Origin of the sequence: Capillimicrobium parvum, assembly GCF_021172045.1 — a bacterium.
GTDB classification, from domain to species: Bacteria; Actinomycetota; Thermoleophilia; order Solirubrobacterales; family Solirubrobacteraceae; genus Capillimicrobium; species Capillimicrobium parvum.
In genome coordinates this window covers 2,822,352-2,845,911 of sequence record NZ_CP087164.1, presented here as the reverse complement: position 1 = coordinate 2,845,911, position 23,560 = coordinate 2,822,352, and the positions used below count along the sequence as shown (strand labels likewise).

The following is a 23,560-nucleotide window of genomic DNA, read 5'->3' as shown; positions in this document are numbered from 1 at the left end:
CCCGGGCTGCGCTCGCGTGACCGGCTACTCGCCCGGGCCGCCCTCCGGGAGCGCCGGCGGCGCGCGCAGCGCCTCCATCCGCGCCCGGCGCGGCCCGCTCGCCTCGCGGATCACGATCTTCACGACCGCGGCGAACGGGACGGCGAGGATCGCGCCGACCACGCCCAGGATCGAGCTGGCGATGAGGACCGAGACGATCGTCGTGAACGCCGACAGCTCGACCGCCCGGCGGTAGACGACCGGGTAGACGATGTAGTTCTCCACCTGCTGGTAGACGACCTGGATCAGCGCCATCGCGATCGCCGCCTCGGTGCTCACCGTGAGCGCCACGAGGACGAGGATCACTGCTGCGATCGTCGCGCCGATCTGCGGGATGAGGTCGAGGAAGCCCGTGATGACGGCGAGCACGATTGGGAACGGCAGGCCGAAGATCCACGCCGACAGGCCGGCGACCGTGGCCGCGACGAGCGAGATCGCCACGTTGCCGATCAGCGACGACGAGACCGCGCTGATCGAGTCCTCGAGCACCGGGCGCCAGCGCGCTTCCTGCGCCGGCGGCGCGAAGCCGAAGAGCCAGTCGGTGATCGTCGGGCGCTCCATGAGCAGGAACAGCGCGAGGAACGTCAGGGTGACCAGCGACAGCACCGAGCCGAACACCCCGCCGGCGATGCCGAGGACGGTCGTCGCCGCGTGGGGCAGTTCGCCGGCGATGTCCTTCAGCGCGTTCTCGACGGTCTCCTTGCCGCCGTTGGAGAGGAACGCGTCGAACGCGTCGCTGTTGGAGATGTCGTTCCAGTACTGCGGCAGCATGTCGACGAAGTCGACCACCTGGCCCCACAGCGGTCCGACGGTCAGCACGACGATGAGGAAGACGAAGACGAACAGCGCGGCGAAGACGGCGAGCGCGGCGGGTCCGCGCTTCCACCCGCGCCGGGTGAGCGCGCCGACGACCGGGTCGAGCCCGAGCGCAACGATCCCGGCGACGAAGATCGACAGCAGCGAGCCCAGCGAGACGACCGCCAGGAAGACGGCGAACCCGAAGGCCAGCAGCACCATGAGCGTGCGCACCGACACGATGACCTCGACGCGCTGCGGCGGTGGGCGATCCACGCGCGGAACCTACGCGACCGGGTGGTCGTCACCGGGCGGCGGCCGCCCGCCGCAGCGCGCCACCGCACCGCGCCGGAGCCCAGTGCGTTGACGCGCCGCCGCGCGCTCGGAGATGATGCGCCCGTGTCCGGTGCGCAGGGGATCGTCGCCGGTGGCGCACATGCGCCCATGGACGCCCGTGGGCTGACGCGCCGCGCGCTGCTGGCGCTCGGCGCGGGCGCCGCGACCGCGGTGGCGCTGCGCACGTGGCCGGGCGGCGCGCCGCTCGCCGCCCCGCGCGCGACGGCGGTCCCCGCCCATCTGCGCCGCGCGACCTGGACCGCCCTCGCCGACCGCCGCCTCGCCACGTCCGCGGGCACGCCGCTCGAGCTCGCCGCGGTACGCGACCTCTCCCCCGCCCTCGCCCGCCGCGACGACGCCTTCCGCCTCGTCTTCCGGACGCCCGCCGCCGCCACCGGGCCCGGCTTCGGCCAGGGCATCCAGCGCCTTGAGCACGCGGGCATCGGCGCGTTCGACCTCTTCCTCACGCCCGGCCGGCGCGGCCGCCGCTGGCTGACGCTCGCGGCCACGATCGACCGCCGCACGGGGCCCTGATGGCCGACTGGTTCCTCGGCGAGGTGCGGCCCATGGCGATCACGTTCGTGCCCGTCGGGTGGGCGCCGTGCGACGGGCGGCGCCTGAGCATCGGCGCGTACCCGGACCTCTATGCGCTGCTCGGAACGCGGTTCGGCGGGGACGGCACCACCACGTTCGCGATCCCCGACCTGCGAGCCCGGCTGCCCATGGGCCAGGGCGCCGGCCCCGGCCGCTCGGCGCGCACGATCGGGCAGAAGACGGGCACGGACACCGTCGCGCTCGACCGCACGCAGCTGCCCCAGCACACCCACCGCGTACGCGCCGCGACCACGCAGACGACGAGCTCGCCGATCGGCGCCGTGCCGGCCCGCGGCGGGTTCTACGCCGCCCCGCCCGACAAGACCACCCGCATGCGCGCGATGGTCTTCAACGCCGGCCAGGGGCAGCCGCACGCCAACCTCCAGCCCGCGCTCGCCATCCAGTGGTGCATCGCCCTGCAGGCCGACACCGCGGCGCCCGCCGACCCGCTCATCGCCGACATCCGCGCGGTCGCGTTCGACGCCGAGCCGCGCGGATGGGCGTTCTGCGACGGGCGCCTGCTGCCGATCAGCCAGAACACCGCGCTGTTCTCCCTGCTCGGCACGATGTACGGCGGCAACGGCCAGACGACGTTCGCGCTCCCGGACCTGCGCGGTCGCGTCGCGCTCGGCGCGGGGCAGGGCCCGGGGCTCGCGAACCGGGCGCAAGGCGAGGCCGGCGGCTCGGAGACGCACCAGCTCACGACGCAGCAGATGGCCAGCCACGGCCACTCGGTGCGCGCCAGCAGCGACGCCGCGACGACGACCGACCCGAACCTGACGTACCCCGCGACCGGCGGCTCCTACGCGTCCGCGCCGACCTCCGGCACGCTCATGCACCAGGCGACGGCGCAGCTCGCCGGCGGCGGCGGCGCACATCCCAACGTCCAGCCCTCGACCGTTCTGAACTACCTCATCTGCGTCGAGGGCATCTACCCCTCGAGAAACTGACGATGTCCGAGCCCTACGTCGGCGAGATCAAGCTGTTCGGCGGGAACTTCGCCCCGCGCGGCTGGGCGTTCTGCGACGGCTCGGTCCTGCCGATCGCCCAGAACACCGCGCTGTTCTCGTTGATCGGCACGACGTACGGCGGCAACGGGCAGACGCAGTTCGCGCTGCCCGACCTGCGCGGCCGCGCGGCGATGGGGGCATGGGCCGGAGGCTCGGGCGTGCCCGCCAAGCCGCTCGGCCAGCAGACCGGCGCGGAGCAGGTCGCGCTCACGGCCGACCAGCTGCCCGAGCACAGCCACCAGCTGCGCGCCACGGAGGCGGCGGGCGGCGTACGCGATCCCAACGGGCAGACGTTCGCCACCGGCGGCGCCTACGCGCAGACCACGAACAACAAGCTCATGCACCCCACCTTCCTCAACCCCGCCGGCGGCGGCCAGCCGCACCCGAACATGCAGCCGTTCCAGGCGGCGAGTTACATCATCGCGCTGGAGGGCATCTACCCGCCGCGCGAATAGCGCGTCAGGCCTCGTCGAGGATCCGCCGGATCCGCTTCGCCGACACCTGGCCCCGCGCGCCGAAGCCCTGGGCGAACTGCGCGACGCGCAGCTCCTGCAGCAGCCACGGCACCTCCCGCAGCGCGTCGGGCAGCGGGCGGCCCTGCGGCCATGTCGTGATCCGCTGCCGGTAGGCCTCCTCGAGCGCGTTGATCGCGCGCATCCGGTCGAGGTCGGCCGCCGGGTTGTTCGGGAGCCGCTCGAGCCGGTGCGCGGCCGCCCGCAGATAGCGCTCGACGTCGCCGAGCCGGGCGACGCCCGCCTCCGCGATGAACCCCGGCGGGACGAGCCGGCGCACCTGCGCCTCGACGTCGCGCCGCGCCGGCTCGACCGGGGGCGCCATGAGCGGCTCCATGGCCCGGCGCACCTCGCGCTCGGCGTCGAGCACCGCCACCACCCCGTCGACCACCTGCGCGGTGCGCTCGGCGAGGTGGCCGGCCACGTGGTCGCGCAGCCGCGCGAACCCGGCGTCGTCCCAGGCCGGACCGCCCGCCTCGGCGGTCAGCGCGTCGATCGCCGCGACGGTCGCGTCCTCGAGCACCGCCGCGACGCTGCCGTGGGGCGCGGTCGCGAGCGCCAGCTGCGCGGCACTCGACAACCGCCCGCGCACCCATCTCACCGGCGACGGCACCGTGAGCTCCAGGAGCCTGCGCGTCCCCGCGCGCATGGCCGCCGCCTGCGCGGCCGGCGTGTCGAGGACCCGCACGCCGACGGTCTCGCCCTCGTCGGCGAGCGCGGGATAGGCGACGACCGCGCCCCCCGTGCCGGGCAGCTCGACGGTCCGCGGCAGGGTGCCGATCGTCCACGCGCGCAGCCCGGTGCGCTCCAGCCCGGCCGTGCGCGCCGCGAGGTCGGCGCGCAGCCGCGGGCGCACCCGCGCGCGCAGGGCCTCGAGGTCGCGGCCGGCGGCGACGGCGCGGCCGTCGGGCTCCTCGATCGCGAAGCGCATGCGCAGGTGGTCGGGCAGGCGGCCGGGGTCGAAGTCCGATGGCGCGGCGCGCACGCCCCTCAGCTGCTCGAGCGCGGTGGCGAGCGAGTCCAGCAGCGGCCGGCGGCGCGGCTCCAGCGCGGCCAGGACCGCCGCGGCGGTCTCGGGAACCGGGACGAGCGGGCGCCGCAGGTCCTTCGGCAGCGTGCGCAGCAGCGCCGTGACGAGCTCCTCACGCAGCGCCGGCACGAGCCAGTCGAACCCGATCGGCCGCAGCTGCGCGAGCGCGGCGAGCGGGACGTGTGCGGTGACGCCGTCGTCATCCGCCCCTGGCTCGAACCGGTAGGTCAGCGGCAGGGTCACGTCGCCCTGGCGCCAGGCCGGCGGCCAGCCCTGCGGGTCCAGATCGGCCGCGGCGCGCTCGTCGATCACGAGCTGCCGGCTGAACGTCAGCAGGTCCGGATCGGCCTCGCGCGCGTCGCGCCACCAGCGGTCGAAGTGCGCGGCCGACACGACGTCGGCCGGGATCCGCTGCTCGTAGAAGTCGTGCAGCGTGGCGTCGTCGACGAGCAGGTCGCGCCGGCGCGTGCGGTGCTCGAGCTCCTCGACCTCCTCGAGCAGCTCACGGTTGGCGTGGAAGAAGCGGTGGCGCGTGTCCCAGTCGCCCTCGACGAGCGCGCGGCGGATGAAGAGGTCGCGCGCGAGGACCGGGTCGATCTTCCCGTAGGCGACCTTGCGGCCGGTGACGATCGGCAGCCCGTAGAGCGTCACGCGCTCCGTGGCGACGACCGAGCCCCGGCGGCGCTCCCAGTGCGGCTCGCTGTACGTGCGCTTGACGAGGTGCGCGGCGAGCGGCTCGATCGACTCGGGCTCGATCCGCGCGGCGACCCGCCCCCACAGCCGCGACGTCTCCACGAGCTCGGCGACCATGACCCAGGCCGGCGGCTTCCTGGCGAGCGCCGAGCCGGGGAAGATGGCGAAGCGCGCGCCGCGCGCGCCCAGGTACTCGCGCCGGCCCTCGTCGCGCACGCCGACGTGCGACAGCAGGCCCGCCAGCAGCGCCGCGTGGATCTCGCGCGGCTCGGCCGGCTGCTCGTTGAGCGTGACGCCCGCCTCCCGCGCCGCGCCGCGCAACTGGCCGGCGAGGTCCTGCCACTCGCGGATGCGAAGGTGGTGCAGGAACTCGGCCTTGCAGCGCTTGCGGAACTGGTTGCCCGACAGCTCGCGCCGGCCGCCGCGCAGGTGGTGCCACAGCTTCAGGTAGCTGAGGAAGTCCGAGGTCTCGTCGGCGAAGCGGCGGTGCTGAGCGTCGGCGGCCTCCTGCTGCTCGGCCGGGCGCTCGCGCGGGTCCTGGATCGACAGCGCGGCGGCGATGACGATGACCTCCTCGGCGCAGCCCAGGCGGTCGGCCTCGAGCACCATGCGCCCCAGCCGCGGATCGACCGGGAGGCGGGCGAGCCGGCGGCCGAGCGGGGTCAGCCGCCGGTCCTGCTCGATCGCCGCCAGCTCGTCGAGGAGGTTCAGCCCGTCGCGGATCTGACGGCGGTCCGGCGGATCGAGGAACGGGAAGTCCTCGATGTCGCCCAGCCCGACCCAGGCCATCTGCAGGATCACCGCGGCGAGGCTCGTGCGCAGGATCTCGGGGTCGGTGTAGCGCGGGCGCGCCACGAAGTCCTCCTCGGCGTAGAGGCGGATGCAGATGCCCTCGGCGACGCGGCCGCAGCGGCCCTTGCGCTGGTCGGCGGAGGCCTGCGAGATCGGCTCGATCGGGAGGCGCTGGACCTTCAGGCGGGCGCTGTAGCGGCTGATGCGCGCGGTGCCCGGGTCCACGACGTAGCGGATGCCGGGCACGGTGAGCGAGGTCTCGGCGACGTTCGTGGCGAGCACCACGCGCCGGCCCCGGTGCGCGGTGAACACGCGGCGCTGCTCGGCGTCCGACAGCCGCGCGTACAGCGGGAGGATCTCGACGCCGTCGCCGAGGCGGCCGCGCAGCGCGTCGGCGGTGTCGCGGATCTCGCGCTCCCCGGACAGGAAGACGAGCACGTCGCCGGGCTTCTCGCGCAGCAGCTCCTCCACGGCGTCGCCGATGCCGTCGACCTGGTCGCGATCGGCGCCGTCGGGGTCCTCGAGCGGGCGGTAGCGCACCTCGACCGGATACGTCCGGCCCGAGACCTCGACCACCGGCGCGTCGCCGAAGTGGCGGCTGAAGCGCCCCGGGTCGATGGTCGCCGACGTGATGACGAGCTTCAGGTCCGGCCGGCGCGGCAGGATGCGCCGGAGGTAACCGAGGAGGAAGTCGATGTTCAGGCTGCGCTCGTGCGCCTCGTCGACGATGACGGTGTCGTAGCGGCGCAGCAGCGGGTCGCGCTGGATCTCGGCGAGCAGCAGGCCGTCGGTCATCAGGCGCACGAGCGTGTCCTGGCTCGAGCGGTCGTTGAAGCGCACCGCGTAGCCGACGGCGTCGCCGAGCGGGACGTCCAGCTCGTCGGCGATGCGCTGCGCGACAGTGCGCGCGGCCAGGCGGCGCGGCTGCGTGTGGGCGATCGCGCCGCGCACGCCGCGGCCGAGCTCCAGGCAGATCTTCGGCAGCTGCGTCGTCTTGCCGCTGCCGGTCTCGCCCGCGACGACAACGACCTGGTGGGCGGCGATGGCGGCGGCGATCTCCTCGCGGCGGGCGCTGACCGGCAGCTGCTCCGGGTACGTGACCGCGGGGACGGCGTCGCGGCGGCGGGCGGCGTGCGCGGCGGCCCGGTCGATCTCCTCCTCCACCCGCTCGCGGGCCCGGGCATCCTGCGCGCGGTCGAGCCGGCGGCGCAGGCGATGCTCGTCGCGCAGGGTCAGGTCCGCCAGGCGGTCGCGCAGCACGGAGGTCGTCGTGGCCACCCGACCACGATAGGTCCGCCGCCGCCGCCGCCCACGTCGCCGCCGTCTCGGATTCGCCGCCGCTGCCTGAGTTCGCCGAGTTGCGCTTTTCGTCCACCTGTCGGACACAAAGCGCAACTCGCGCCCGGCGGGGCGGTTCCGGCGTGAGACAGGCGAGGCACGACCGCCTCGACTCGTGCGGATCCGCCGGACTACGCTGCGGCGCATGTCCCGTCTGTCGCGCCTGTCCCTGCTCGCCGTGCTCGGCGGACTCCTCGCCGCAGCCCCGGCCGCCGCCGCCGATCCGAACCCATGGCGCGAGTCGCGCACCTGGAACATCGCCCATCAGGGCGGCGAGGACGAGTTCCCGTCGAACACGATGTACGCGTTCAAGCAGGCGATGAAGGTCGGCGCGGACATGCTCGAGCTCGACGTCGGCGTGACGAAGGACGACCAGGTCATCGTCATGCACGACACGACGCTCGACCGCACCACGAACGGGACGGGGACGATCGCGTCGCACACCCTCGCGCAGATCCGCCGGCTCGACGGCGCCTACTGGTTCTCCCGCCGCGGCGAGCACTACGGCCATGACAAGCGCCGCGCCGCCTACCGGTTCCGCGCGATCGCGACCGGCAAGCGCAAGCCTCCGAAGGGCTACACGCGGGCCGACTTCCGCGTGCCGACGCTGCGCGAGCTGCTGCGGGCGTTCCCGCGCACGCCGATCAACGTCGAGATCAAGGGCCGCACGAAGGCCGAGGGCGTCGACGAGTACCTCACGAACGCCCGCGTGCTCGCGAGCCTGCTCAACGGCCAGCCGCGCCGCGACGTCATCGTCGTCTCCTTCAAGCAGCCCGCCGTCGACCTCTTCCACGAGCTCGCCCCGCAGTTCCCGGTCGCGCCGGGAATCGACGGCGCGGCGAGCTTCCTGCTCGGCGGCGTCTCGCCGGGCGACGGCGTCGTGGCGTTCCAGCTGCCGATCACGTACGTGCTCAACGGGACGAAGCTGAACGTGACCACGCCCGAGAACGTCGCGCGCGCACATGAGGCCGGCTACGCGTGGCACAACTGGTTCGGCGACGGCGACGCCGACACGCCGCCGACGTGGCGCAACCTCATCGGCTGGTGCGTCGACGGCGTGATGACGGCCCGGCCGCGTGCGTTCGAGCGCACGCTGCAGGCCACGCCGAACCCGGCGGCCTGCGGCGGGTGACGAGCGGCGTCAGGCCGGCTTCTCGAAGACCAGGCGGAAGTGGTCCATCAGCTCGCGCTCGAAGCAGACGCTGTTGGCGCTGACGCCCGAAGTGAACGCCAGGCGGAAGTCCTTGCTCGTCAGGTAGTGGGGCAGCAGCTGGAGCTTGACGAGCGTCTTGCGCGGGCTCGGCTCGGCGAACCGCTTGCGCCACTGCTTGATCGTCTCGATGTAGTCCAGGCGGCCGCTCGTGCGCTCGACGAGGCGCAGATGCGGCTCGGCGGCGGCGACGACCTGCTCGGAGCCGTAGGGCAGGAACGAGCCGGGGAACTGCGCGCCCATCAGCGCGAGGTACCAGGCGTCGGACTCGCGCGGGGCGTCGATGGTGATCTGCTCGCGCGGGATCATGTTGCGCCCGAAGACCATGGTCTGCAGGTACAGGCGCCCGCCCGGCGGCAGCAGGCCGGCGATGTTCGCGAACAGGTTGCGGTAGATCTCGTCCTGACGGCCGGCCGCGGCCTCGTCGGGCGAGCAGAAGTGCTCGAACGCCCCGAGGCTGGCGACCGCGTCGAACGGGCCGAAGTCGCTGGTCGTGACCTGCAGCGCGTTGCGCAGGTGGACGTCGAGGCCGTTGCGGCAGCACGCCTTGGCCTGCGCGGACGAGAGCGTGACGCCGACGCCCGTCGCACCCTGGCCGCGCACGTAGTTCAGCAGTGGGCCCCAGCCGCAGCCGAGGTCGAGCACGCGCCGGCCCGGCGCGATGCCGATCTGCTCGCGGATGTACTCGTGCTTGCGGCGCTGGGCCTCCTCGAGCGTGAGCGAGAAGTCGCCGTCGTACTTCGCCCCGCTGAAGTCGGCCATCTCGCCCAGGCTCAGGCGGAAGATGCGGTCGATCAGCGAATACGTGAAGTCGAGGTCGCGACGGTCGGCCATGATCTTCGGCGGGCGTGTCCGTCAGCGGGGGCGGGCGTCGGCGAACGTGACCAGCCGGCCCTGGTCCTCGTCCCACAGCTTCAGCCGGACGGTCTTCAGGCCGTCCCAGAGCGTGAGCGTCGGCACGTCGTGGCAGATCTCGTTGTCGTCGTGCGCGCGCTGCAGGTTGTAGTTCGGGATGCGCGCGCTGAGGTGATGGACGTGGTGCAGCCCGATGTTCGCGGTGAAGAACTGCAGCACCTTGGGGAGCTTGAGGTACGAGCTGCCCTGGAGGGCCGCGTCCGCGTAGCTCCACTCCTCGGTGTTCTGCCAGTACGTGTCCTCGAACTGGTGCTGCACGTAGAAGAGCCAGACGCCGATGCTGCCGGCGATCATCGCCGTGGGCGCCTGGATCAGCAGGTACTCGCGCCAGCCGATGAGCCAGCACAGCAGCCCGATGACGATGACGAGCCCGATGTCGGTGAGGACGATGCTGCGCCGCAGCCGGGGCCGCGACGCGCTCGACGGCAGCCGCGGCAGGATCACCATCGCCAGCAGCGGCCCGAGGCCGAACATGATCAGCGGGTTGCGGAACAGGCGGTAGCCCAGCCGCTTGCGCCAGGGCATCGCGCGGTACTCGGCGACAGTGAGCGTCGGCACGTCTCCTACGCCGCGCCGCTCGAGGTCGCCGGCCGTCGCGTGATGGACGGCATGGTTGTGGCGCCAGCTCGAGAAGGGCGAGAACACGACGAGGCCCAGCGCGCGCCCGACCCAGGTGTTGGCCTGCTTGGACGGCAGCAGCGACCCGTGGGTGCAGTCGTGGAAGATGATGTAGGTACGCAGCAGGAAGCCGGCCGCGGGAACGGCGATGAGCAGCGTCAGCCAGTAGGAGACGCCCAGCGAGAAGTACATGAGGACCGACAGGCCGAGGTACGGCACGACCGACGTCGCGAGGTCGAGCACGCTGCGCCCGACCCGCGGCACCGTGTAGGGCGCGAGTTCGTCGCGCCAGGCCGGGCGGCGGCTCCTGGGCGCGGCGGCGACGCTCACGCCGGCCGCCGAGCGCGGCGCGTGTGGCTATCGCCCGGGCGTGGCCTCGAGTCCCTCACGGGGCCCACCGTACCGAAGCGACGGGACGGCTGGAGCTTTCCGGCCGGAACGTCCTGGTCCGCGTGCGGACCCGGCCCGAAAACAGGCGCGTCGATCGGGCCGGACCCGGCCCGAAACAGGCGCGTCGATCGGGCCGGACGAGCCCGGGTCGCGCCTCAGCCGAGGCCGCGGCGCTTCTGCTTCTCGACGTTCCGGCGCTGCCCCTCGACGTTCCGCCGTTGCTCCTTGACGTTCCGCCGCTGCCTCGAGGTTCCGCCGCCGGTGGGCCGAGGCCGACACGACCACGGCGCGCCATGCGGTCTTCATCTGGGCTGCATGTTGGGCTGTCACCCTGCGGGCATGAGCGACGAACCGAACCGCAACAGCTTCGAGGACGCGCTGCGCGCGATCGCGCAGGAGGTCAACCGGGGGATCGAGCGCCTCTCGGAGGTGGACCTCGACGAGGTCGCCCGCACGACCGGGCTCGATCCGGACAAGGCGAAGGACTGGTTCGACAGCGCGGGCACGTGGCTGCGCGTGCGCATCGAGCAGGTGGATCCGTCCTCGTTCACGATGCCCGGGACGCCCGCCCCCGCCCCCGCCGACGACGAGCCGACCGCGGCCCGCACGCCGGGCGACGATCCGCTGCGCGGCTTCGGCCCGCACCCGCTCGACGTCCCCACCGCCGAGCAGGGCGTCGCTCTCGCGGCGCTCGACTCCGGACGCTGGACGATCGAGCCGGGCACGAGCGCGCTCGCCGTCCACGGCGACGGCCCCGGCCCGCGCGACGCCCTCGGCCTCGTCCGCGAGCTGCGCGTGCGCGACTGGCTGGACGTCGACGGCCAGATCACGCTGGCGGGCCGCCACGCGCTCAGCCGCTGGCTGGAGACCACCGACCGCTGATCCTCGCCGGTCCTGTCGCGTTGACGGCGCCCCACGCCGTCGGCGCGACACGACCGCCGCGCGGGCGCCCCTACGCGCCCGCGGCCTGGCCCTTGCTCCACTCCTTCTTGTGGACGCGCTTGGCGGCCTGGTAGTCGGCCAGCGCCTGGGCCGAGTCCACGTCGCCGAGCGTCGGGTGCCACGGCACGAGCTCCTGCGCCGCGGCGACGCCGAAGCGCTTGGCCAGCACCGCGCCGAGCGCCTTGACCTTCATCTCGCCGAACCCGGGCAGCGCCTCGAGGTTCGCGCGCAGCTGCTCGCCGTCGGCCGCGTCCGTCCACACGCGGGCCGCGTCGCCGTCGTACTCGTCGACGACGTGGACCGCGAGGTCGTGCACGCGCCCGGCCATCGCGCCCGGGAAGCGGTGGATCGCCGGCCGCTCGCGGAACACCGGCTCGAGATCGGCCGCGGCAACCGTTGCCGCGTCGATCGAGCCGAGCCGCTCCTTCAGCGCCAGCGGACCCGAGAACGCCTTCTGCACCGACACCTGCTGGTCGAGCGCGAAGCCGATCAGCAGCGCCATCGGATCGCTCGCGATGAGCGCGTTGGCCTCGTCGGACTCGGTGAAGTACAGGCGGTCGGGCATGGCCGCGATCCTCTCACAGGATCAGCCGGCGCTCCATGTAGCGGATCGCCAGCCGCCAGGAGACGAGGGCGAAGCCCACGAGGAACGCCAGGTGGCCGACGTCCGCCCAGCCCCACGTCTGGAACACGGAGTCGCGGACGAGCTGAACGCAGTGATACAGGGGGTTGAGGTTGCCGAGGACCTGCGCCCACTCGGGCAGCTGCGACAGCGGGAAGAACGTGCCGGCGACGAGGAACATCGGCGTCAGCAGCCCGCTCTGCCAGTAGGAGAAGCTCTCGATCGACTTCGCCTTCGCCGCGATGAAGATCCCGAACGCCGCCCACCCGGAGCCGGCGAGCGCGGCGATGAACGGCACGAGCAGCATCCCCCAGCTCGGGTCCAGGCCGAAGATCATCGCCACGAGCATCGGCACGCAGCCGTACACGCCGGTGCGCAGCGCGATCCACAGCGCCTCCGCGGTCACGAGCTCCTCGACGTCGACGGGTGCCGCGAGGATCGCGTCGTACGTATGCTGGAACTGGTACTTGACGAACGTCGAATACATCGCCGGGAACGCGCCCGAGAACAGCACGGTGGTCGCCACGATCCCGGTTCCCACGAAGTCGATGTAGTCGTAGCCGGCGACCTCGCTGACCAGCGAGCCGAAGCCGAAGCCGAAGGCGAGCAGGTAGATCGTCGGGTCGACCGTCGAGGAGAACGTCGACGAGCGCCAGAACGACGAGAAGTTGACGACCTCGCGCACCATCACGCCGGCGAGCGCGGCGCGCTCGAGGCGGCGCAGCCGGCGGGGGGCGGGTCCGGTCGCGACAGCGGTGGCCATCAGCTGATCTCCTCCCCGGTCAGCAGGACGAAGACGTCCTCGAGGTTCGTCACGCGGCGCTCGCCGTCGAGGTCGCTGCCGTCGGCGTGCAGCACGGCGACCGACGTGCCCGTGCGCCGCGTCCGCCAGCCGCGACCGACCGCGTCGGACTCGACCTCGCTGAGCCGCGCCGGCGGCCCGTAGACCTCGATCGCCTCCGGACCGGCGTGCTCGGCGATGAGCGCGCGCGGCGCGCCGACCGCGACCGCCCTGCCGTGCGACATGATCGTGACCTCGTCGCAGAGGCGCTCGGCCTCCTCGATGTAGTGGGTGCTCATCAGGATCGACACGCCCTCCGAGCGCATGCGGTCGATGAGCGCCCAGAGCTCCTGGCGCACCTGCGGGTCCAGCCCCACCGTCGGCTCGTCGAGCAGGACGAGCCGCGGCTCGTGCAGCAGCGCCCGCGCGATGAGCAGCCGCCGCCGCATGCCGCCGCTGAGCGCGTCGACCTTCGACCCCCGGCGCTCGGTGAGGTTGGCGATGCCGAGCGCGCGCTCGATCGCGGCCCGGCGCGCCTTCGACGGCACCCGGTACAGGTGGGTGAACACGAGCAGGTTCTGCTCGACCGTGAGCGAGACGTCGAGGTTGTCGAGCTGGGGCACGACGCCCATCGCCGCCCGCGCCTGCTTGGAGTCCTCAGGCAGCCGGTGGCCGAGCACCTCGAGCGTGCCCTCGTCGGCGATCACCTGCGCGGTGAGCGCCTTCATCGTCGTCGACTTGCCCGCGCCGTTTGGCCCGAGCAGGCCGACGCACGTGCCGTAGGGCACGTCGAGGTCGAGCCCGTCGACCGCCGTCAGGCCGCCGAAGCGCTTGACGAAGCCGCGCAGGCGGATCGCCCGAGCATCGCCGCCGTGGCCGTTGCCGTTCGCGTTCTGGAGCATCTCTGTCAACTACGACTGCGGATCGGGGGGCATCTCATCGGTCGCCGTACGGTACGCCGTGGTCCCGGCGTAGGCTGCGGCCATGCCCGGCGACGCCCGCGAGCACGACATCGTCCTGCTCGGCCCCGCCGGCTGCACCGGCGCGCTCACCGCCGAGCACCTCGCCCGGCACGCCCCTTCGACGCACTGGGCGCTCGCCGGCATCGACGTGCGCTTCACCGGCGAGGGGGGCGGCGCGCGCACCGTCTGCGAGGTCTCGGGCGGGGACCCCGGCTATGCCGAGACCGCGAAGATGCTGGCCGAGTCGGCCCTGTGCCTCGCGCACGACGACCTGCCGCAGACCGCCGGCCAGGCGACCACCGCAACCGCGATGGGCCCGGCCCTGCGCGACCGCCTGCAGCGGGCCGGGATCGGCTTCGCGGTCGCCTGACGGGACCCGGCCGGACCGCCGAATCGGCATGCTGCGGCGCGTGTTGTGCGACAGGATGCCGCCGCGCCGCCTTCTGCTGCTCGCCGCCGCCGCCCTCGCGGTCGTGGCGCTGCGTGCGCTGGACGCCGGCGCGGCGCCCGCCTCCGGCGCCGCCGCCGTCCCCGCGGCGTGCACCGGCGCGCGGTGGGTGGCGAGCTGGCTGGCGAGCCCGTCCGACGCCGCGGGCGGCGCCTTCAAGGCCCAGACGCTGCGCACGATCGTGACGCCGCACCTCGGCGGCGGCGTCCTGCGGCTGCGGCTGTCCAACCGCTTCGGCACGCAGTCGGTGACCTTCGACCGCGTGACGGTCGGCCGGCGGCTGGCCGGCGCGGCGGTCGTGCCGGGGACGCTGCGCACCGTGACGTTCGGCGGGTCGCCGTCGGTGTCGGTCTCCGGCGGCCAGGAGGCGGTCAGCGACCCGGTCGCGCTGACCTTCAACGCGTTCGACGATCTCGCCGTCTCGATCTGGTTCGCGGACAGCACGGGGCCGGCGACCGAGCACTTCATCGGGCGCCAAACGTCGTACGCGACGCTCGAGGACCGCGGCGAGGACCGCACCGGCGACGCGTCGGCCGACGGGTTCACCGCGCTGTCGAGCACCGCGAAGTACTTCGTCACCGGGCTCGACGTGGCCGCCCCCGCCTCGACCGGCGCCGTGGTGGCGTTCGGCGACTCCCTGACCGACGGCTACGAGGGCAGCCCGTCGCCGCTGCTGCCCAACCTCGAGCCACTCGACGCCAACGGCGCCTACCCCGACGTCCTCCAGCGCCGCGTCCTCCTCTCCATACCGCCGCCCGGGCTCGCCATCCTCAACGCCGGCATCACCGGCAACCGGATCCTCGACGACGGCCTCATCGACCAGCACGGACCCAAGGCGATCGAGCGGCTGCAGCCGGACGCGCTCGACCGGGCCGGCGTGACCGACGTCCTCATCCTCGAAGGCACGAACGACCTCGGCGCGCGCTCCGCGGGCGCCGAGCAGGTGATCGGCGGGCTGCGCATCCTCATCCAGCAGGCGCGGTCGGCCGGCAAGGGGGTGCTGCTCGGCACGCTCACGCCATCCGGCGGCGCGGAGCCGACGACCTACGGCGACGGCGACTTCGAGACGCAGCGCCAGCAGGTCAACTTCTGGATCCGCACCGCGGGCGAGGCCGACGCTGTGGTGGACTTCGACGCGGCGCTGCGCGACCCGGGTGATCCGGCCCGGCTGCGCGCCGCCTTCGACTCGGGCGACCACCTGCACCCGAACCTGGCCGGCTACCGGGCGATGGCCGACGCCGTCGCCCTCGAGCAGCTGCGTGGCACCGGCTGCCCGGCGCCGCCGACCGCGGCGGAGAGGAAGCGTTGCCGTGCGACCGCGGCGATCCGGGTGCCGAAGCGCTGGCGCGCCGGGATGCGCCGGGCGGTCGTCACCGTCGACGGGCGGCGCGCCGGCGTCATCCGCCGGCCGGGCGGGCGCGTGCGGGTCAGCCTGCGCGGGCGCCGCGGCGCGACGGTGACCGTGAAGGTCCGCGTGGAGCGCTCAGGCCGCGGAGCGGTCGCCCAGACGCGCCGGTTCGCCCGCTGTGCGCGCGTGGGCCGCGCCACCGGACGCTGACGCCGGATCGAGGCCGCCGTCCTCGACGTCGGCGCGGCGCAGCTTCGCGCGGCGCACGGCGAACCGGCGCTCGACGAGATGGGTGCTCAGCGCGCCCGCGACGAACGTGCCGACCCAGAAGCCCGTCCGCTGGATCCACTCGCTCGGGGTGAGCGAGATCAGCAGCGCGTGGATCGGCAGCTGCCACAGGTACATCGCGTAGGAGATGCGGCCCACCTGCGGCAGCGGCGGGATGCGCAGCGCGCGCGAGAGCAGCGCCGTGTCGCTCGTGACGAGCCGGGCGAGCACGAGCGTCGTGCCGATGACGACGACCGGGATCGGCGCGACCGTCCCGTGGTCGCCCAGCGCGAGCCAGCCGACGACGATGACGGCCAGGCCGGCGACCGCGCCGGCGCTCAGCGCGCGGTCCGCGGCGCGCGGCAGCGGCTCGCGCCGGGCAGACAGCGCGAGCGCGAGCGCGCAGCCGGCGAGCAGCTCGCCGAAGCGCGCGTCGGGGCGGAAGTAGCTGGGCGCGACCGCGAGCCCGGGGTCGGGCGCGGTCCCGAGCACCCAGAACAGCGAGAGCCCGGCCGCGGCCGCGACGGCGGTGCCGGCCGCGAGCACGGCGCGGGCGACGCGCCGGTGCAGCAGGAACGCGAGGACGACGGCCCACACGAGGTAGAACTGCATCTCGACGGCGAGGCTCCATACCGGCCCGAGCGCGCCGAGGAACTGCGTGCCGTCGGCGAGGATCGCGATGTCCGCCGTGTAGGTGACGGTGACCGCGACCGCCTCCCACCACATCGTCCAGCTGCCGTCCTGACTCAGCCGGTCGCCGACGAGAGAGCACAGCAGCACGAGCACGATGAGCGCCGGGTACAGGCGCAGCAGCCGCCGCGCCCAGAAGCGCCGCAGGTCGATGCCCCCGCGGCGATCGGCCTCGCCGACGAGGACGCCGGTGATCAGCAGGCCGCTGAGCACGAAGAAGACGTCGACGCCCAGGTAGCCCCAGCCGGTGAGGAAGTCGTGGAACGTCATGACGGCCACGACGGCCAGCGCCCGGACGCCGTCGAGCTGGTCGATCTGACCTCTCGCTCGCAAGCGCCGGAGGCTAGCCGCCCGGGTGGCGGCGCTCATCGCCGGCGCGCCCGGTGCCGATACTGACCGGACGTGACCAGCCTGACCGCGCCCCTGCCCTACCGTGATGGCACGATGTCATCGCGCTCCGCCCTGCTCGCAGCAGGCCTGGCGGTCGTGGCCCTCGCGCTGGTCCCGGCCGCCGCGGGCGCGGTCTCGCCCGCCTGCCGGGCCCTGCCGCTGAAGGTCTCGCTCTCCTCGTCGGACCCGACCGTGCTCGAGGACGACCCGACCGCCGTCGTCTCCCCCCTGCGCGGCGCGAGCATCAACGATCCGCGCGTCGTGCTCAAGCGCAATGGGCGCACGTACGCGCAGGGCTCGCTGGCCGGGCGGCTCGCCCGCGGGCGCACGGCGATCGCGCTGCGGGTCGTCCCGGGCCGGCGGATCCGCGCGGGCCGCTACCGGCTCGCGGTGGCCGGCAAGCGCTCCGGCTGCTCGTCGCGCACGACGGCGTCGCGGCGCTGGCGGTTCGGCACCCCGTCGCTGCCGGTCCGCGCCGCGCCGGTCAGCACCCTCGTCTCCGACAACGACGGGCAGGTCCGGCTGCTGCTGCGCAGCGTCGGCCGCCACAGCGTGTCCGACGTGAAGGTCTCGCTCATGGACCCGGCCGGGGCGACCGTCGCGCAGGCCGCCCACCGCGGCGCGTTCACCGGCCAGGTGAGCATCGACCTGCCCCTGGCGGGCCGCCCCAGTCCCGGCCGCTACACGCTGAAGGTCACCGGCCGCACCGACGGGACCGCGCTGCGCTCCGAGCAGCCGCTGGCGTTCGCGCCGGGCGGCGGGAGCGCCGGCGCGGACACCGCGCCCCAGACCGGCGCCGCCGTGCAGCGCGTCGTCGTCGACTGGTCGGGCGGCGCCTGGCAGGGCCGCGACGTCGCAGGCTTCGTCGCGCCCGGCATCGGCTACGGCGAGATCGTCTGCCGCCCCGACGCCCAGTGGATCCGCTTCTACCCCAGCGACCTCAACCGCGAGGTCGCGATGATGAACTGGACGTACAAGGACTGGTCGGAGAACCAGGAGAAGGCGATCCGCGAGGCGCTCCACGACCGGTACACCGGACCCGACTTCCGCGAGGGGCTCAACAAGTTCGGGCCGGCCGAGAAGCTGTCGACCGGCGAGTACGAGGGCATCATCAGCGACCGGGGGCCGTTCGACAACATCGGCGCGGCATCGCTGGCGGCGCCCACGACCCTGAAGCTCACGTGGCAGTGGGACCTCGGCCAGTCCGGCGGCGAGCGCTGCCACGTCGAGGGCACGTTCACGAGCCAGACCGCGAGCTCGACGCCGCCCGTGGCGCGCTCGGCCCAGGTCCTGTGGCGCGGCGATGCGAACGCCGCCGGCCGCGACGGGGCGAGCGTCGAGGTCCCCGGGGTCGGGACGCTGGCGATCGCCTGCCGGCCCGGGCCGCTGGGCACGCGGGCGCTGACCGTCGACACGGCCCAGGGCGCGACCGTCACGACGCGCGAGGGCTCCGACGACTTCGGCCGGCCGCAGGACGTCGGCCCCGTCAGCGCGAACCTGCCCAACAACGGCATGATCGCGATCCGGTTCTCGGGCGGGGCGACGCTGCTGGCGTCGTCGCGCTGGAAGGTCAACGACCCGGACCAGACCCAGAACTTCTGCGCGATCGCCGCGCAGGCCGTCGCGCCGGGGTGAGCCGCGGCGCACCGCCGGCCTGGACGGCACGTGCCTGTCATCCTGCGGGCGATGCGCGATCTCGACCTGAGCGCCTACGACGTCCTCACGTTCGACTGCTTCGGCACGATCATCGACTGGGACCGCGGCGTCCTCGACGGCCTGCGCGCCGCGCTCGAGCCGCTGGGAGTCCGGGCCACCGACGCCGAGCTGCTCGACGCCTACGCCCGGCACGAGGCCGCCCTGCAGCACGGCGCCTGCCCGCGCTACCGCGACGTGGTGTCCGGCACGCTCGAGGCGATCGCCCGCGAGCACGGCCTCGAGCCGAGCGCCGAGGCGCTCGCCGCGTTCGGCGACTCGGTCGGCGACTGGCCGCCGTTCCCGGACTCCGTCGACGCCCTGCGCCGGCTGGGCACCCGCTACCGGCTGTGCGCCGTGACCAACTGCGACGACGACCTGTTCGCGCGGACACAGGCCCAGCTCGGCGACCCGTTCGACGTCGTGGTCACCGCCGAGCAGAGCCGGGGCCTACAAGCCCGACCACGCGATGTTCGAGCTCGCGTTCGAGCGCGCCGGCGTCCCGCGCGACCGGATCCTCCACGTCGCCCAGAGCCTCTTCCACGACCACGTGCCGGCGGCGGAGCTCGGGCTCGACAGCGTCTGGGTCAACCGCCGCGGCGAGGGGTCGCCGTCGGTGCGCCCGGGCGCCGACCCGGACATGATCGTGGCCGACCTGCGCACGCTGGCGCAGCGCGCCGGCGTCTGATCGCGCCCGAGCGGGACGGGCGGGCGCGGTCTCGGGCGTGGTCTCGGGCGCGGTCTCGGCCCGGCCGGCGGCAGGGACGTGCACTACCTTCCGGTCTTTCCGGGAACACCCGGGGCATGCACGTCTCCGTACTTCGCACCTGGGGCCCGGCCGTCCTCGCCGCCGGACTGCTCGTCCTCCTGCTGCCGATGCCGGCCGCCCGCGCGGACGACGCCGCGATGAAGGCCGGCGTCGTGCCGGCCCTGCAGGCGCTCGCCAAGAAGGAGTCCGCCGCCGCATCGGGCCTGCGCCGGGTGCGCACCCGGGGACGCGCCGCGGTCGCGGGCTCACGCAAGAAGGTGCGCTCGGCCCGGCGCTCCGCGCGCGTCTTCGCCGAGCTGCTCGCCGCCCAGCAGCCGTCGACGCCGAACGGCCAGCAGGCCAAGGACCTGCTGCTGAAGGGCCTCGAGCTCGAAGCCATGGCCTACCAGCGCGCCGATCTCGCCCTCAAGAGCTACGGCCGCGGCAACACGAGGCGGGCCAACCGCATCCTGCGGCGGGCCGACCGGGCGATCCTGCGCGCCGTCGGCTACGGGAAGAAGGCGATCCAGATCCTCGTGACCCTCTAGTGCCCCCGCAGGCGATGCACCCGAGATGCGCCGCATTTCGAGCACGACATTCCCGCGAGAACCGCCGGCGAGAACCGCCCCCGCGCCCGCCGGCCCGGCGGGCGCGAGCGGGTTCTTCCGAGGCAGAGATTTGGCAACCCTTCTTCGGTGTGCCTAATATGGGTGGCGATGCAGCGCTCCCTCGCCGAAGAGCACGACCTCGAGCAGTTCCCCCGCGCCGGCGTCCGCGCCCGCCGCTGGCGCCGCTTCGAGGACGGGCTCGAGGAGTGGCTCGGAACTCCCGAGGGCCGGTTCATGACCTGGTGCGCCCAGCGCCAGGTCGACGAGTCCGCCCTCGCCGCTCGCCCGTAGCGATCTCCGCCAGCCACGACTCCCGCCGCCGGCCCGCGTGCCGGCGCGCTCGGCTTGATGGCGACGTTATTTTGAACCGCTTGTTATAGTCCCCCGCTACATCCTCGAACGCAAGGGAGCAGCTGTGGCCACGACCAAGCACGTCGAGACGGGCATCCTCGCCGAGAAGAACGCCGCCAAGCGTCAAGAGATCGTGGACCTCCTCACCCAGGCGTACTGGATGGAGATGGAGACGGTCATGAGCTATCTGGCCAACGCCTCCAACCTCGACGGCATCCGCGCCGAGGAGATCGCCGAAGCCCTCGACGAGGACGTCAACGAGGAGCTCGGCCACGCGCGGGCCTTCGCGCGTCGCATCAAGGAGCTCTACGGCACGCCTCCCGGCTCCATGGACTTCAGCGCGAGCCAGACGAGCCTGCAGCCGCCCGCCGACCCGGCCGACGTCGTCACCGTCATCAACGGCGTCATCGACGCCGAGTCCGGCGCCATCGCGCACTACAACCGGATCATCGAGGCCTGCGACGGCGTGGACTGGGCGACCCAGGACATGGTCATCGACATCCTCCGCGACGAGGAGGGCCACCTGCGGACCTTCGAGCGCTACCTGCGCGAGTTCGACTGAGCGCTTTGGACATCCGTTACGATTGAAATCGACGCTTCTGGGGTACAGAGGCGTTGACTCTCCTCCGTCCCGCGGGCCCGGCATCTGCAGTCGCCGGGCCCGCGGGACTCCTCCTTTGTGGGGTCGCCGCGCGGGCTAGCTGTCTGATCGGCTGGTCGGCACCGGAGGCGCGGCGCCCGGCTCCGCCTCGACCGGCAGGCTCGGCGCACCGCCGATGCGGTCCAGCCACTTCAGCCGGCGCTCGTCCCAGCGCACCGCCCGCCTGGTCGCCTTCTCAAGCTTCTTCGCGCGGCGCCGCGCCGATCGCGACTGCGAATCCTCGTCCGCGCGCGGCTGGTAGAAGCGCCGCCCCCACCAGGAGTTGGGCCGGGCCAGGCGGATCGCCCAGACGTAGTTGAACGGCGGGATGAACAGCCCGATGATCGCCAGGCGCACCTTGCCCTTGACGACGATCACCGCAGCGATGGTGAGCTGCTCGATCACCACCACCGTGACCCACTCCCACGACCCGTGCACGCTGGGCACGAAGCCGAGCACGACCAGGCCGCCGAGCAGCGCGCAGATGATCCCGACGTCGATCGACGAGCGGCCCTGCTCGCTCCAGTAGACGTCGTCGAGGTACAGCCACAGGGCGAACTCGTCGACCGTCAGCCCCACGCCGACGCCGAACAGCGCGGCGAGGACCTCCATCCACGGGCTCCCCGGCTGGACGGCGAAGGACACGAACCCCGCGCAGATCATCAGGACGATCCCGAAGACGAGGTGGTGGATGTGCAGGCCGCCCGGCTTCACGCTCCCCGGCCACCACGTGACGTTCGGGTTGCGCATCAGCCGCGTCGACATGCGGATGAACAAGAACGAGGCGAGGAAGGCGCCGAGCACCACGACGCCCGCGCGCTGGCTGGGATCTTCGAGGAGGTCCATCGTCCGATCAGTATCGGCGCTTCGTGTCGCCGCCTGTCGCGAACGCTAGTGGTTCGCCGCCCCGCCTGCGACGGGGGCGCCTCATCCGCCCCGCGGCACGACCAGGATCGCGCAGCCCGCGTCGCGCACGACGCGCTCCGACGTGCTTCCCAGCAACAGGCGCCGCAGCGGGCCCCACCCTCGCGAGCCGAGCACGAGCAGGTCCAGCCGCTCCGACCGGGCGACGAGCACGTCGGCGGCCTTGCCCTCGAGCACCTCGACCGGCAGCCCGTCCGCCGCCTCGGCCACCCGGTCCCGCGCGGCCTGCGCGTCTGTCGCCTTCGCGACCGCGGTCAGCAGGACGATCTCGCCGCCGGTCGCCTGCGCGGCCTCCCGCGCGAGGCCGAGGGCGTGCACCGCCTCGGGCGAGCCGTCGAAGCCGACGCCGATCGTGGTCACCGAGAAGCGCTCCGCGGACGCGACGCCGCGCGGCGCCACGAGCACCGGGCAGGGCGCGTGGTGCAGCGCCGCCTTGGCCGTCCCGCCCGCCGCGGCGCGCCCGTCGGCGCTGCGCCGGTGCGACCCGAGCACGAGCAGCCCCGCCTCGGCCTCCTCGCAGACGTCGTGCAGCGCCCGTCCGGGCGACGTGTCCGGTATGACCCTGGTCGCCGCGCCGGGCGCGAGCTCGTCGCGCAGGCCGGCCGCGAACGCCGCCGCGTCGTCGCGCAGGTCCTCGATGACCTCGATCTCGGTGACCGTGCCCTCGAGCGGCAGGAGCTCGTACGGATAGGCGTGGACGAGCAGCAGCGAGCCGCCCGCGGCGTCGGCGACCTGGCGCGCGAGCGCGACGGCGTCCCGCGACTCCGGGTTGTGGTCCACGCCGACGACGATGGTGGCGAGCATCGAGCGGCGACCCTACCGCCCCGGCAGGCCGGCTACCGGTTAGGGTCGCCTTCGGAACGCCGAACGGAGGTGGCAGGTGGCGCGGGCCGGGGGCAGCGCCGGAGAAGGCGAAGGGCTGCGGGTGGTGATCGCCGAGGACTCGGTGCTCCTGCGCGAAGGCGCGGTGCGCCTGCTCGAGGACGCGGGCATCGAGGTCGCCGGCCAGGCCGGCGACGCCGACGGCCTGATCGAGGCGGTCGCGGAGCAGCGGCCGGACGTGGCGATCATCGACATCCGGATGCCGCCCGACGACCTCGAGTCCGGCCTGCGCGCCGCGACCGAGATCCGCCGCCGCTGGCCGTCGACCGGGGTGCTGATCCTGTCGCAGTACGTCGAGGAGCACTACGTGCACGGGCTGCTCGACGCCGGCAGCAGCGGCGTCGGCTACCTGCTCAAGGACCGCATCGGCGAGGTCGACCGCTTCATCGAGGCGGTGCACCGGGTCGCCGAGGGCGGGTCCGTGCTCGACCCGGAGGTCGTGGCCCGGATGCTCGGCCGGCGGCGGGAGCGCGAGCCGATCGACTCGCTCACCCCGCGCGAGCGCGAGGTGCTCGCGGCGATGGCCGAGGGCTACACGAACCGGGCGATCGCCGGCCGCCTCGACGTCACCGAGCGGGCGGTCGAGCGCCACGTGACGGCGATCTTCGACAAGCTGGGCCTGTCGGCCGTCGACGGCGGCCACCGCCGCGTGCTCGCGGTGCTGACCTTCCTCAGCGGCTGAAGCCCGCGGCGGGGCCCGTCAGCCGCGCGGCGTCTCGTCGGGCCAGTGGCCGTGGGCGTCGAAGAACTCGCGCGCCGCCTCCTCGCGATCGCGGTCGTGCTGATCGCCGAACCCGAGGCGGAAGATCAGGTTGGCGATCACGGTGCAGATCGCCGCGGCGATGAGCGCCTCGCCGACGCCTTCGATGTCGGTCTCGACGAGGACGATGACGCCGGCGGCGACGAGCGCCAGCGGCAGTCCCCAGCGCACGAGATACACGGGCTTCACCCGACGAACGGTACGCCCTCTGGCGGCACGGCACGGCATGGACC

General features: G+C 73.7%; 22 protein-coding genes and 2 pseudogenes. 13 read left to right on the top strand and 11 right to left on the bottom strand.

Features of this window, described 5'->3' with window-relative positions; genetic code table 11:
• Positions 1-24: 24 nt before the first annotated feature.
• Complete coding sequence (locus DSM104329_RS13935; protein WP_259316048.1) at positions 25-1,110, bottom strand: AI-2E family transporter; 1,086 nt, start codon at positions 1,108-1,110, stop codon at positions 25-27.
• 123 nt (positions 1,111-1,233) lie between these two features.
• On the opposite strand from DSM104329_RS13935, the gene DSM104329_RS13930 reads away from it, so the two are divergent.
• From DSM104329_RS13930 to DSM104329_RS13920, 3 genes are read left to right on the top strand one after another with little or no spacing between them, the layout of a single operon-like run.
• A complete protein-coding gene (locus DSM104329_RS13930; RefSeq protein ID WP_259316047.1) occupies positions 1,234-1,704 on the top strand; it encodes a DUF6916 family protein in 471 nt (156 codons plus the stop codon).
• Positions 1,704-2,714 (top strand): phage tail protein, encoded by a 1,011-nt coding sequence (locus tag DSM104329_RS13925; RefSeq protein WP_259316046.1) that lies wholly within the window; start codon positions 1,704-1,706, stop codon positions 2,712-2,714. The genes DSM104329_RS13930 and DSM104329_RS13925 overlap by 1 nt, the downstream gene beginning before the upstream one ends.
• Before the next feature lie 2 nt (positions 2,715-2,716).
• Positions 2,717-3,229 carry a phage tail protein gene (locus DSM104329_RS13920; protein WP_259316045.1) on the top strand — a complete coding sequence of 171 codons (513 nt, stop codon included), beginning with the start codon at positions 2,717-2,719 and terminating at the stop codon, positions 3,227-3,229.
• 4 nt (positions 3,230-3,233) lie between these two features.
• Here the strand turns inward: DSM104329_RS13920 and hrpA are convergent, their stop codons facing one another.
• Complete coding sequence (hrpA, locus tag DSM104329_RS13915; protein WP_259316044.1) at positions 3,234-7,079, bottom strand: ATP-dependent RNA helicase HrpA; 3,846 nt, start codon at positions 7,077-7,079, stop codon at positions 3,234-3,236.
• Between the two features lie 205 nt (positions 7,080-7,284).
• Between hrpA and DSM104329_RS13910 the strand changes: the two genes are divergently transcribed.
• Complete coding sequence (locus tag DSM104329_RS13910) at positions 7,285-8,271, top strand: glycerophosphodiester phosphodiesterase family protein (RefSeq protein ID WP_259316043.1); 987 nt, start codon at positions 7,285-7,287, stop codon at positions 8,269-8,271.
• A 9-nt stretch (positions 8,272-8,280) separates the two neighbouring features.
• On the opposite strand, the gene DSM104329_RS13905 is transcribed toward DSM104329_RS13910, so the two are convergent.
• Positions 8,281-9,183, bottom strand: coding sequence for an SAM-dependent methyltransferase (locus DSM104329_RS13905; RefSeq protein ID WP_259316042.1), 903 nt, complete (start codon positions 9,181-9,183; stop codon positions 8,281-8,283).
• Positions 9,184-9,204: 21 nt separating this feature from the next.
• A complete protein-coding gene (locus DSM104329_RS13900; protein ID WP_259316041.1) occupies positions 9,205-10,212 on the bottom strand; it encodes a fatty acid desaturase in 1,008 nt (335 codons plus the stop codon).
• Positions 10,213-10,611: 399 nt separating this feature from the next.
• Between DSM104329_RS13900 and DSM104329_RS13895 the strand changes: the two genes are divergently transcribed.
• The gene (locus DSM104329_RS13895) at positions 10,612-11,154 is read left to right on the top strand and encodes a hypothetical protein (protein WP_259316040.1); all 543 of its coding nucleotides are present in this window, start codon (positions 10,612-10,614) and stop codon (positions 11,152-11,154) included.
• 70 nt (positions 11,155-11,224) lie between these two features.
• Here the strand turns inward: DSM104329_RS13895 and DSM104329_RS13890 are convergent, their stop codons facing one another.
• Genes DSM104329_RS13890 through DSM104329_RS13880 form a run of 3 tightly spaced genes read right to left on the bottom strand, consistent with a single transcriptional unit; the run spans position 11,225 to position 13,519 of the window.
• The gene (locus DSM104329_RS13890) at positions 11,225-11,779 is read right to left on the bottom strand and encodes an HhH-GPD-type base excision DNA repair protein (protein ID WP_259316039.1); all 555 of its coding nucleotides are present in this window, start codon (positions 11,777-11,779) and stop codon (positions 11,225-11,227) included.
• A gap of 13 nt (positions 11,780-11,792) precedes the next feature.
• Positions 11,793-12,599 carry an ABC transporter permease gene (locus tag DSM104329_RS13885; RefSeq protein ID WP_259316038.1) on the bottom strand — a complete coding sequence of 269 codons (807 nt, stop codon included), beginning with the start codon at positions 12,597-12,599 and terminating at the stop codon, positions 11,793-11,795.
• Entirely contained in the window at positions 12,599-13,519 is a 921-nt protein-coding gene (locus DSM104329_RS13880; protein ID WP_259316037.1) for an ABC transporter ATP-binding protein, read from the bottom strand. The genes DSM104329_RS13885 and DSM104329_RS13880 overlap by 1 nt, the downstream gene beginning before the upstream one ends.
• Before the next feature lie 205 nt (positions 13,520-13,724).
• Here DSM104329_RS13880 and DSM104329_RS29115 point away from each other — a divergent pair.
• A pseudogene (locus DSM104329_RS29115) lies at positions 13,725-13,949 on the top strand (saccharopine dehydrogenase); the annotation flags it as partial.
• A 55-nt stretch (positions 13,950-14,004) separates the two neighbouring features.
• Entirely contained in the window at positions 14,005-15,585 is a 1,581-nt protein-coding gene (locus tag DSM104329_RS13870) for a GDSL-type esterase/lipase family protein (protein ID WP_259316035.1), read from the top strand.
• On the opposite strand, the gene DSM104329_RS13865 is transcribed toward DSM104329_RS13870, so the two are convergent.
• Positions 15,511-16,665 (bottom strand): acyltransferase family protein, encoded by a 1,155-nt coding sequence (locus tag DSM104329_RS13865; RefSeq protein WP_259316034.1) that lies wholly within the window; start codon positions 16,663-16,665, stop codon positions 15,511-15,513. The two genes, DSM104329_RS13870 and DSM104329_RS13865, sit on opposite strands and share 75 nt — an antisense overlap.
• A 111-nt stretch (positions 16,666-16,776) precedes the next feature.
• Here DSM104329_RS13865 and DSM104329_RS13860 point away from each other — a divergent pair, with 111 nt between their 5' ends.
• The 5 genes and pseudogenes from DSM104329_RS13860 (at position 16,777) to DSM104329_RS13840 (ending at position 20,683) form a co-directional block, all read left to right on the top strand.
• Positions 16,777-18,357 (top strand): hypothetical protein, encoded by a 1,581-nt coding sequence (locus DSM104329_RS13860; RefSeq protein ID WP_259316033.1) that lies wholly within the window; start codon positions 16,777-16,779, stop codon positions 18,355-18,357.
• A gap of 523 nt (positions 18,358-18,880) precedes the next feature.
• Positions 18,881-19,102, top strand: a pseudogene (locus DSM104329_RS13855) (HAD hydrolase-like protein); the annotation flags it as partial.
• Between the two features lie 116 nt (positions 19,103-19,218).
• Positions 19,219-19,710: a hypothetical protein gene (locus tag DSM104329_RS13850; RefSeq protein ID WP_259316032.1), complete on the top strand. Its 492-nt coding sequence runs from the start codon at positions 19,219-19,221 to the stop codon at positions 19,708-19,710.
• Positions 19,711-19,878: 168 nt separating this feature from the next.
• Positions 19,879-20,061 (top strand): hypothetical protein, encoded by a 183-nt coding sequence (locus DSM104329_RS13845; RefSeq protein ID WP_259316031.1) that lies wholly within the window; start codon positions 19,879-19,881, stop codon positions 20,059-20,061.
• 154 nt (positions 20,062-20,215) lie between these two features.
• Entirely contained in the window at positions 20,216-20,683 is a 468-nt protein-coding gene (locus DSM104329_RS13840; RefSeq protein ID WP_407655917.1) for a ferritin-like domain-containing protein, read from the top strand.
• 135 nt (positions 20,684-20,818) lie between these two features.
• Here the strand turns inward: DSM104329_RS13840 and DSM104329_RS13835 are convergent, their stop codons facing one another.
• The gene (locus DSM104329_RS13835) at positions 20,819-21,607 is read right to left on the bottom strand and encodes a hypothetical protein (RefSeq protein ID WP_259316029.1); all 789 of its coding nucleotides are present in this window, start codon (positions 21,605-21,607) and stop codon (positions 20,819-20,821) included.
• A gap of 81 nt (positions 21,608-21,688) precedes the next feature.
• Positions 21,689-22,489 carry a universal stress protein gene (locus DSM104329_RS13830; RefSeq protein WP_259316028.1) on the bottom strand — a complete coding sequence of 267 codons (801 nt, stop codon included), beginning with the start codon at positions 22,487-22,489 and terminating at the stop codon, positions 21,689-21,691.
• Positions 22,490-22,604: 115 nt separating this feature from the next.
• Here DSM104329_RS13830 and DSM104329_RS13825 point away from each other — a divergent pair, with 115 nt between their 5' ends.
• On the top strand, positions 22,605-23,249 hold the full coding sequence (locus DSM104329_RS13825; protein WP_407655916.1) for a response regulator transcription factor: 645 nt from the start codon (positions 22,605-22,607) through the stop codon (positions 23,247-23,249).
• Between the two features lie 18 nt (positions 23,250-23,267).
• Here the strand turns inward: DSM104329_RS13825 and DSM104329_RS13820 are convergent, their stop codons facing one another.
• Positions 23,268-23,516, bottom strand: a complete 249-nt coding sequence (locus DSM104329_RS13820) for a hypothetical protein (RefSeq protein WP_259316026.1) — start codon at positions 23,514-23,516, stop codon at positions 23,268-23,270.
• Positions 23,517-23,560 lie beyond the last annotated feature (44 nt).

Coding starts and splice junctions, on each gene's coding strand:
- DSM104329_RS13920 (WP_259316045.1), top strand. CDS start 2,717: ATGTCCGAGCCCTACGTCGGCGAGATCAAGCTGTTCGGCGGGAACTTC.
- DSM104329_RS13925 (WP_259316046.1), top strand. CDS start 1,704: ATGGCCGACTGGTTCCTCGGCGAGGTGCGGCCCATGGCGATCACGTTC.
- DSM104329_RS13850 (WP_259316032.1), top strand. CDS start 19,219: ATGCACGTCTCCGTACTTCGCACCTGGGGCCCGGCCGTCCTCGCCGCC.
- DSM104329_RS13845 (WP_259316031.1), top strand. CDS start 19,879: ATGCAGCGCTCCCTCGCCGAAGAGCACGACCTCGAGCAGTTCCCCCGC.
- DSM104329_RS13905 (WP_259316042.1), bottom strand. CDS start 9,183: ATGGCCGACCGTCGCGACCTCGACTTCACGTATTCGCTGATCGACCGC.
- DSM104329_RS13835 (WP_259316029.1), bottom strand. CDS start 21,607: ATGGACCTCCTCGAAGATCCCAGCCAGCGCGCGGGCGTCGTGGTGCTC.
- DSM104329_RS13890 (WP_259316039.1), bottom strand. CDS start 11,779: ATGCCCGACCGCCTGTACTTCACCGAGTCCGACGAGGCCAACGCGCTC.
- DSM104329_RS13880 (WP_259316037.1), bottom strand. CDS start 13,519: ATGCTCCAGAACGCGAACGGCAACGGCCACGGCGGCGATGCTCGGGCG.
- DSM104329_RS13830 (WP_259316028.1), bottom strand. CDS start 22,489: ATGCTCGCCACCATCGTCGTCGGCGTGGACCACAACCCGGAGTCGCGG.
- DSM104329_RS13895 (WP_259316040.1), top strand. CDS start 10,612: ATGAGCGACGAACCGAACCGCAACAGCTTCGAGGACGCGCTGCGCGCG.
- DSM104329_RS13870 (WP_259316035.1), top strand. CDS start 14,005: ATGCCGCCGCGCCGCCTTCTGCTGCTCGCCGCCGCCGCCCTCGCGGTC.
- DSM104329_RS13860 (WP_259316033.1), top strand. CDS start 16,777: ATGTCATCGCGCTCCGCCCTGCTCGCAGCAGGCCTGGCGGTCGTGGCC.
- DSM104329_RS13910 (WP_259316043.1), top strand. CDS start 7,285: ATGTCCCGTCTGTCGCGCCTGTCCCTGCTCGCCGTGCTCGGCGGACTC.
- DSM104329_RS13885 (WP_259316038.1), bottom strand. CDS start 12,599: ATGGCCACCGCTGTCGCGACCGGACCCGCCCCCCGCCGGCTGCGCCGC.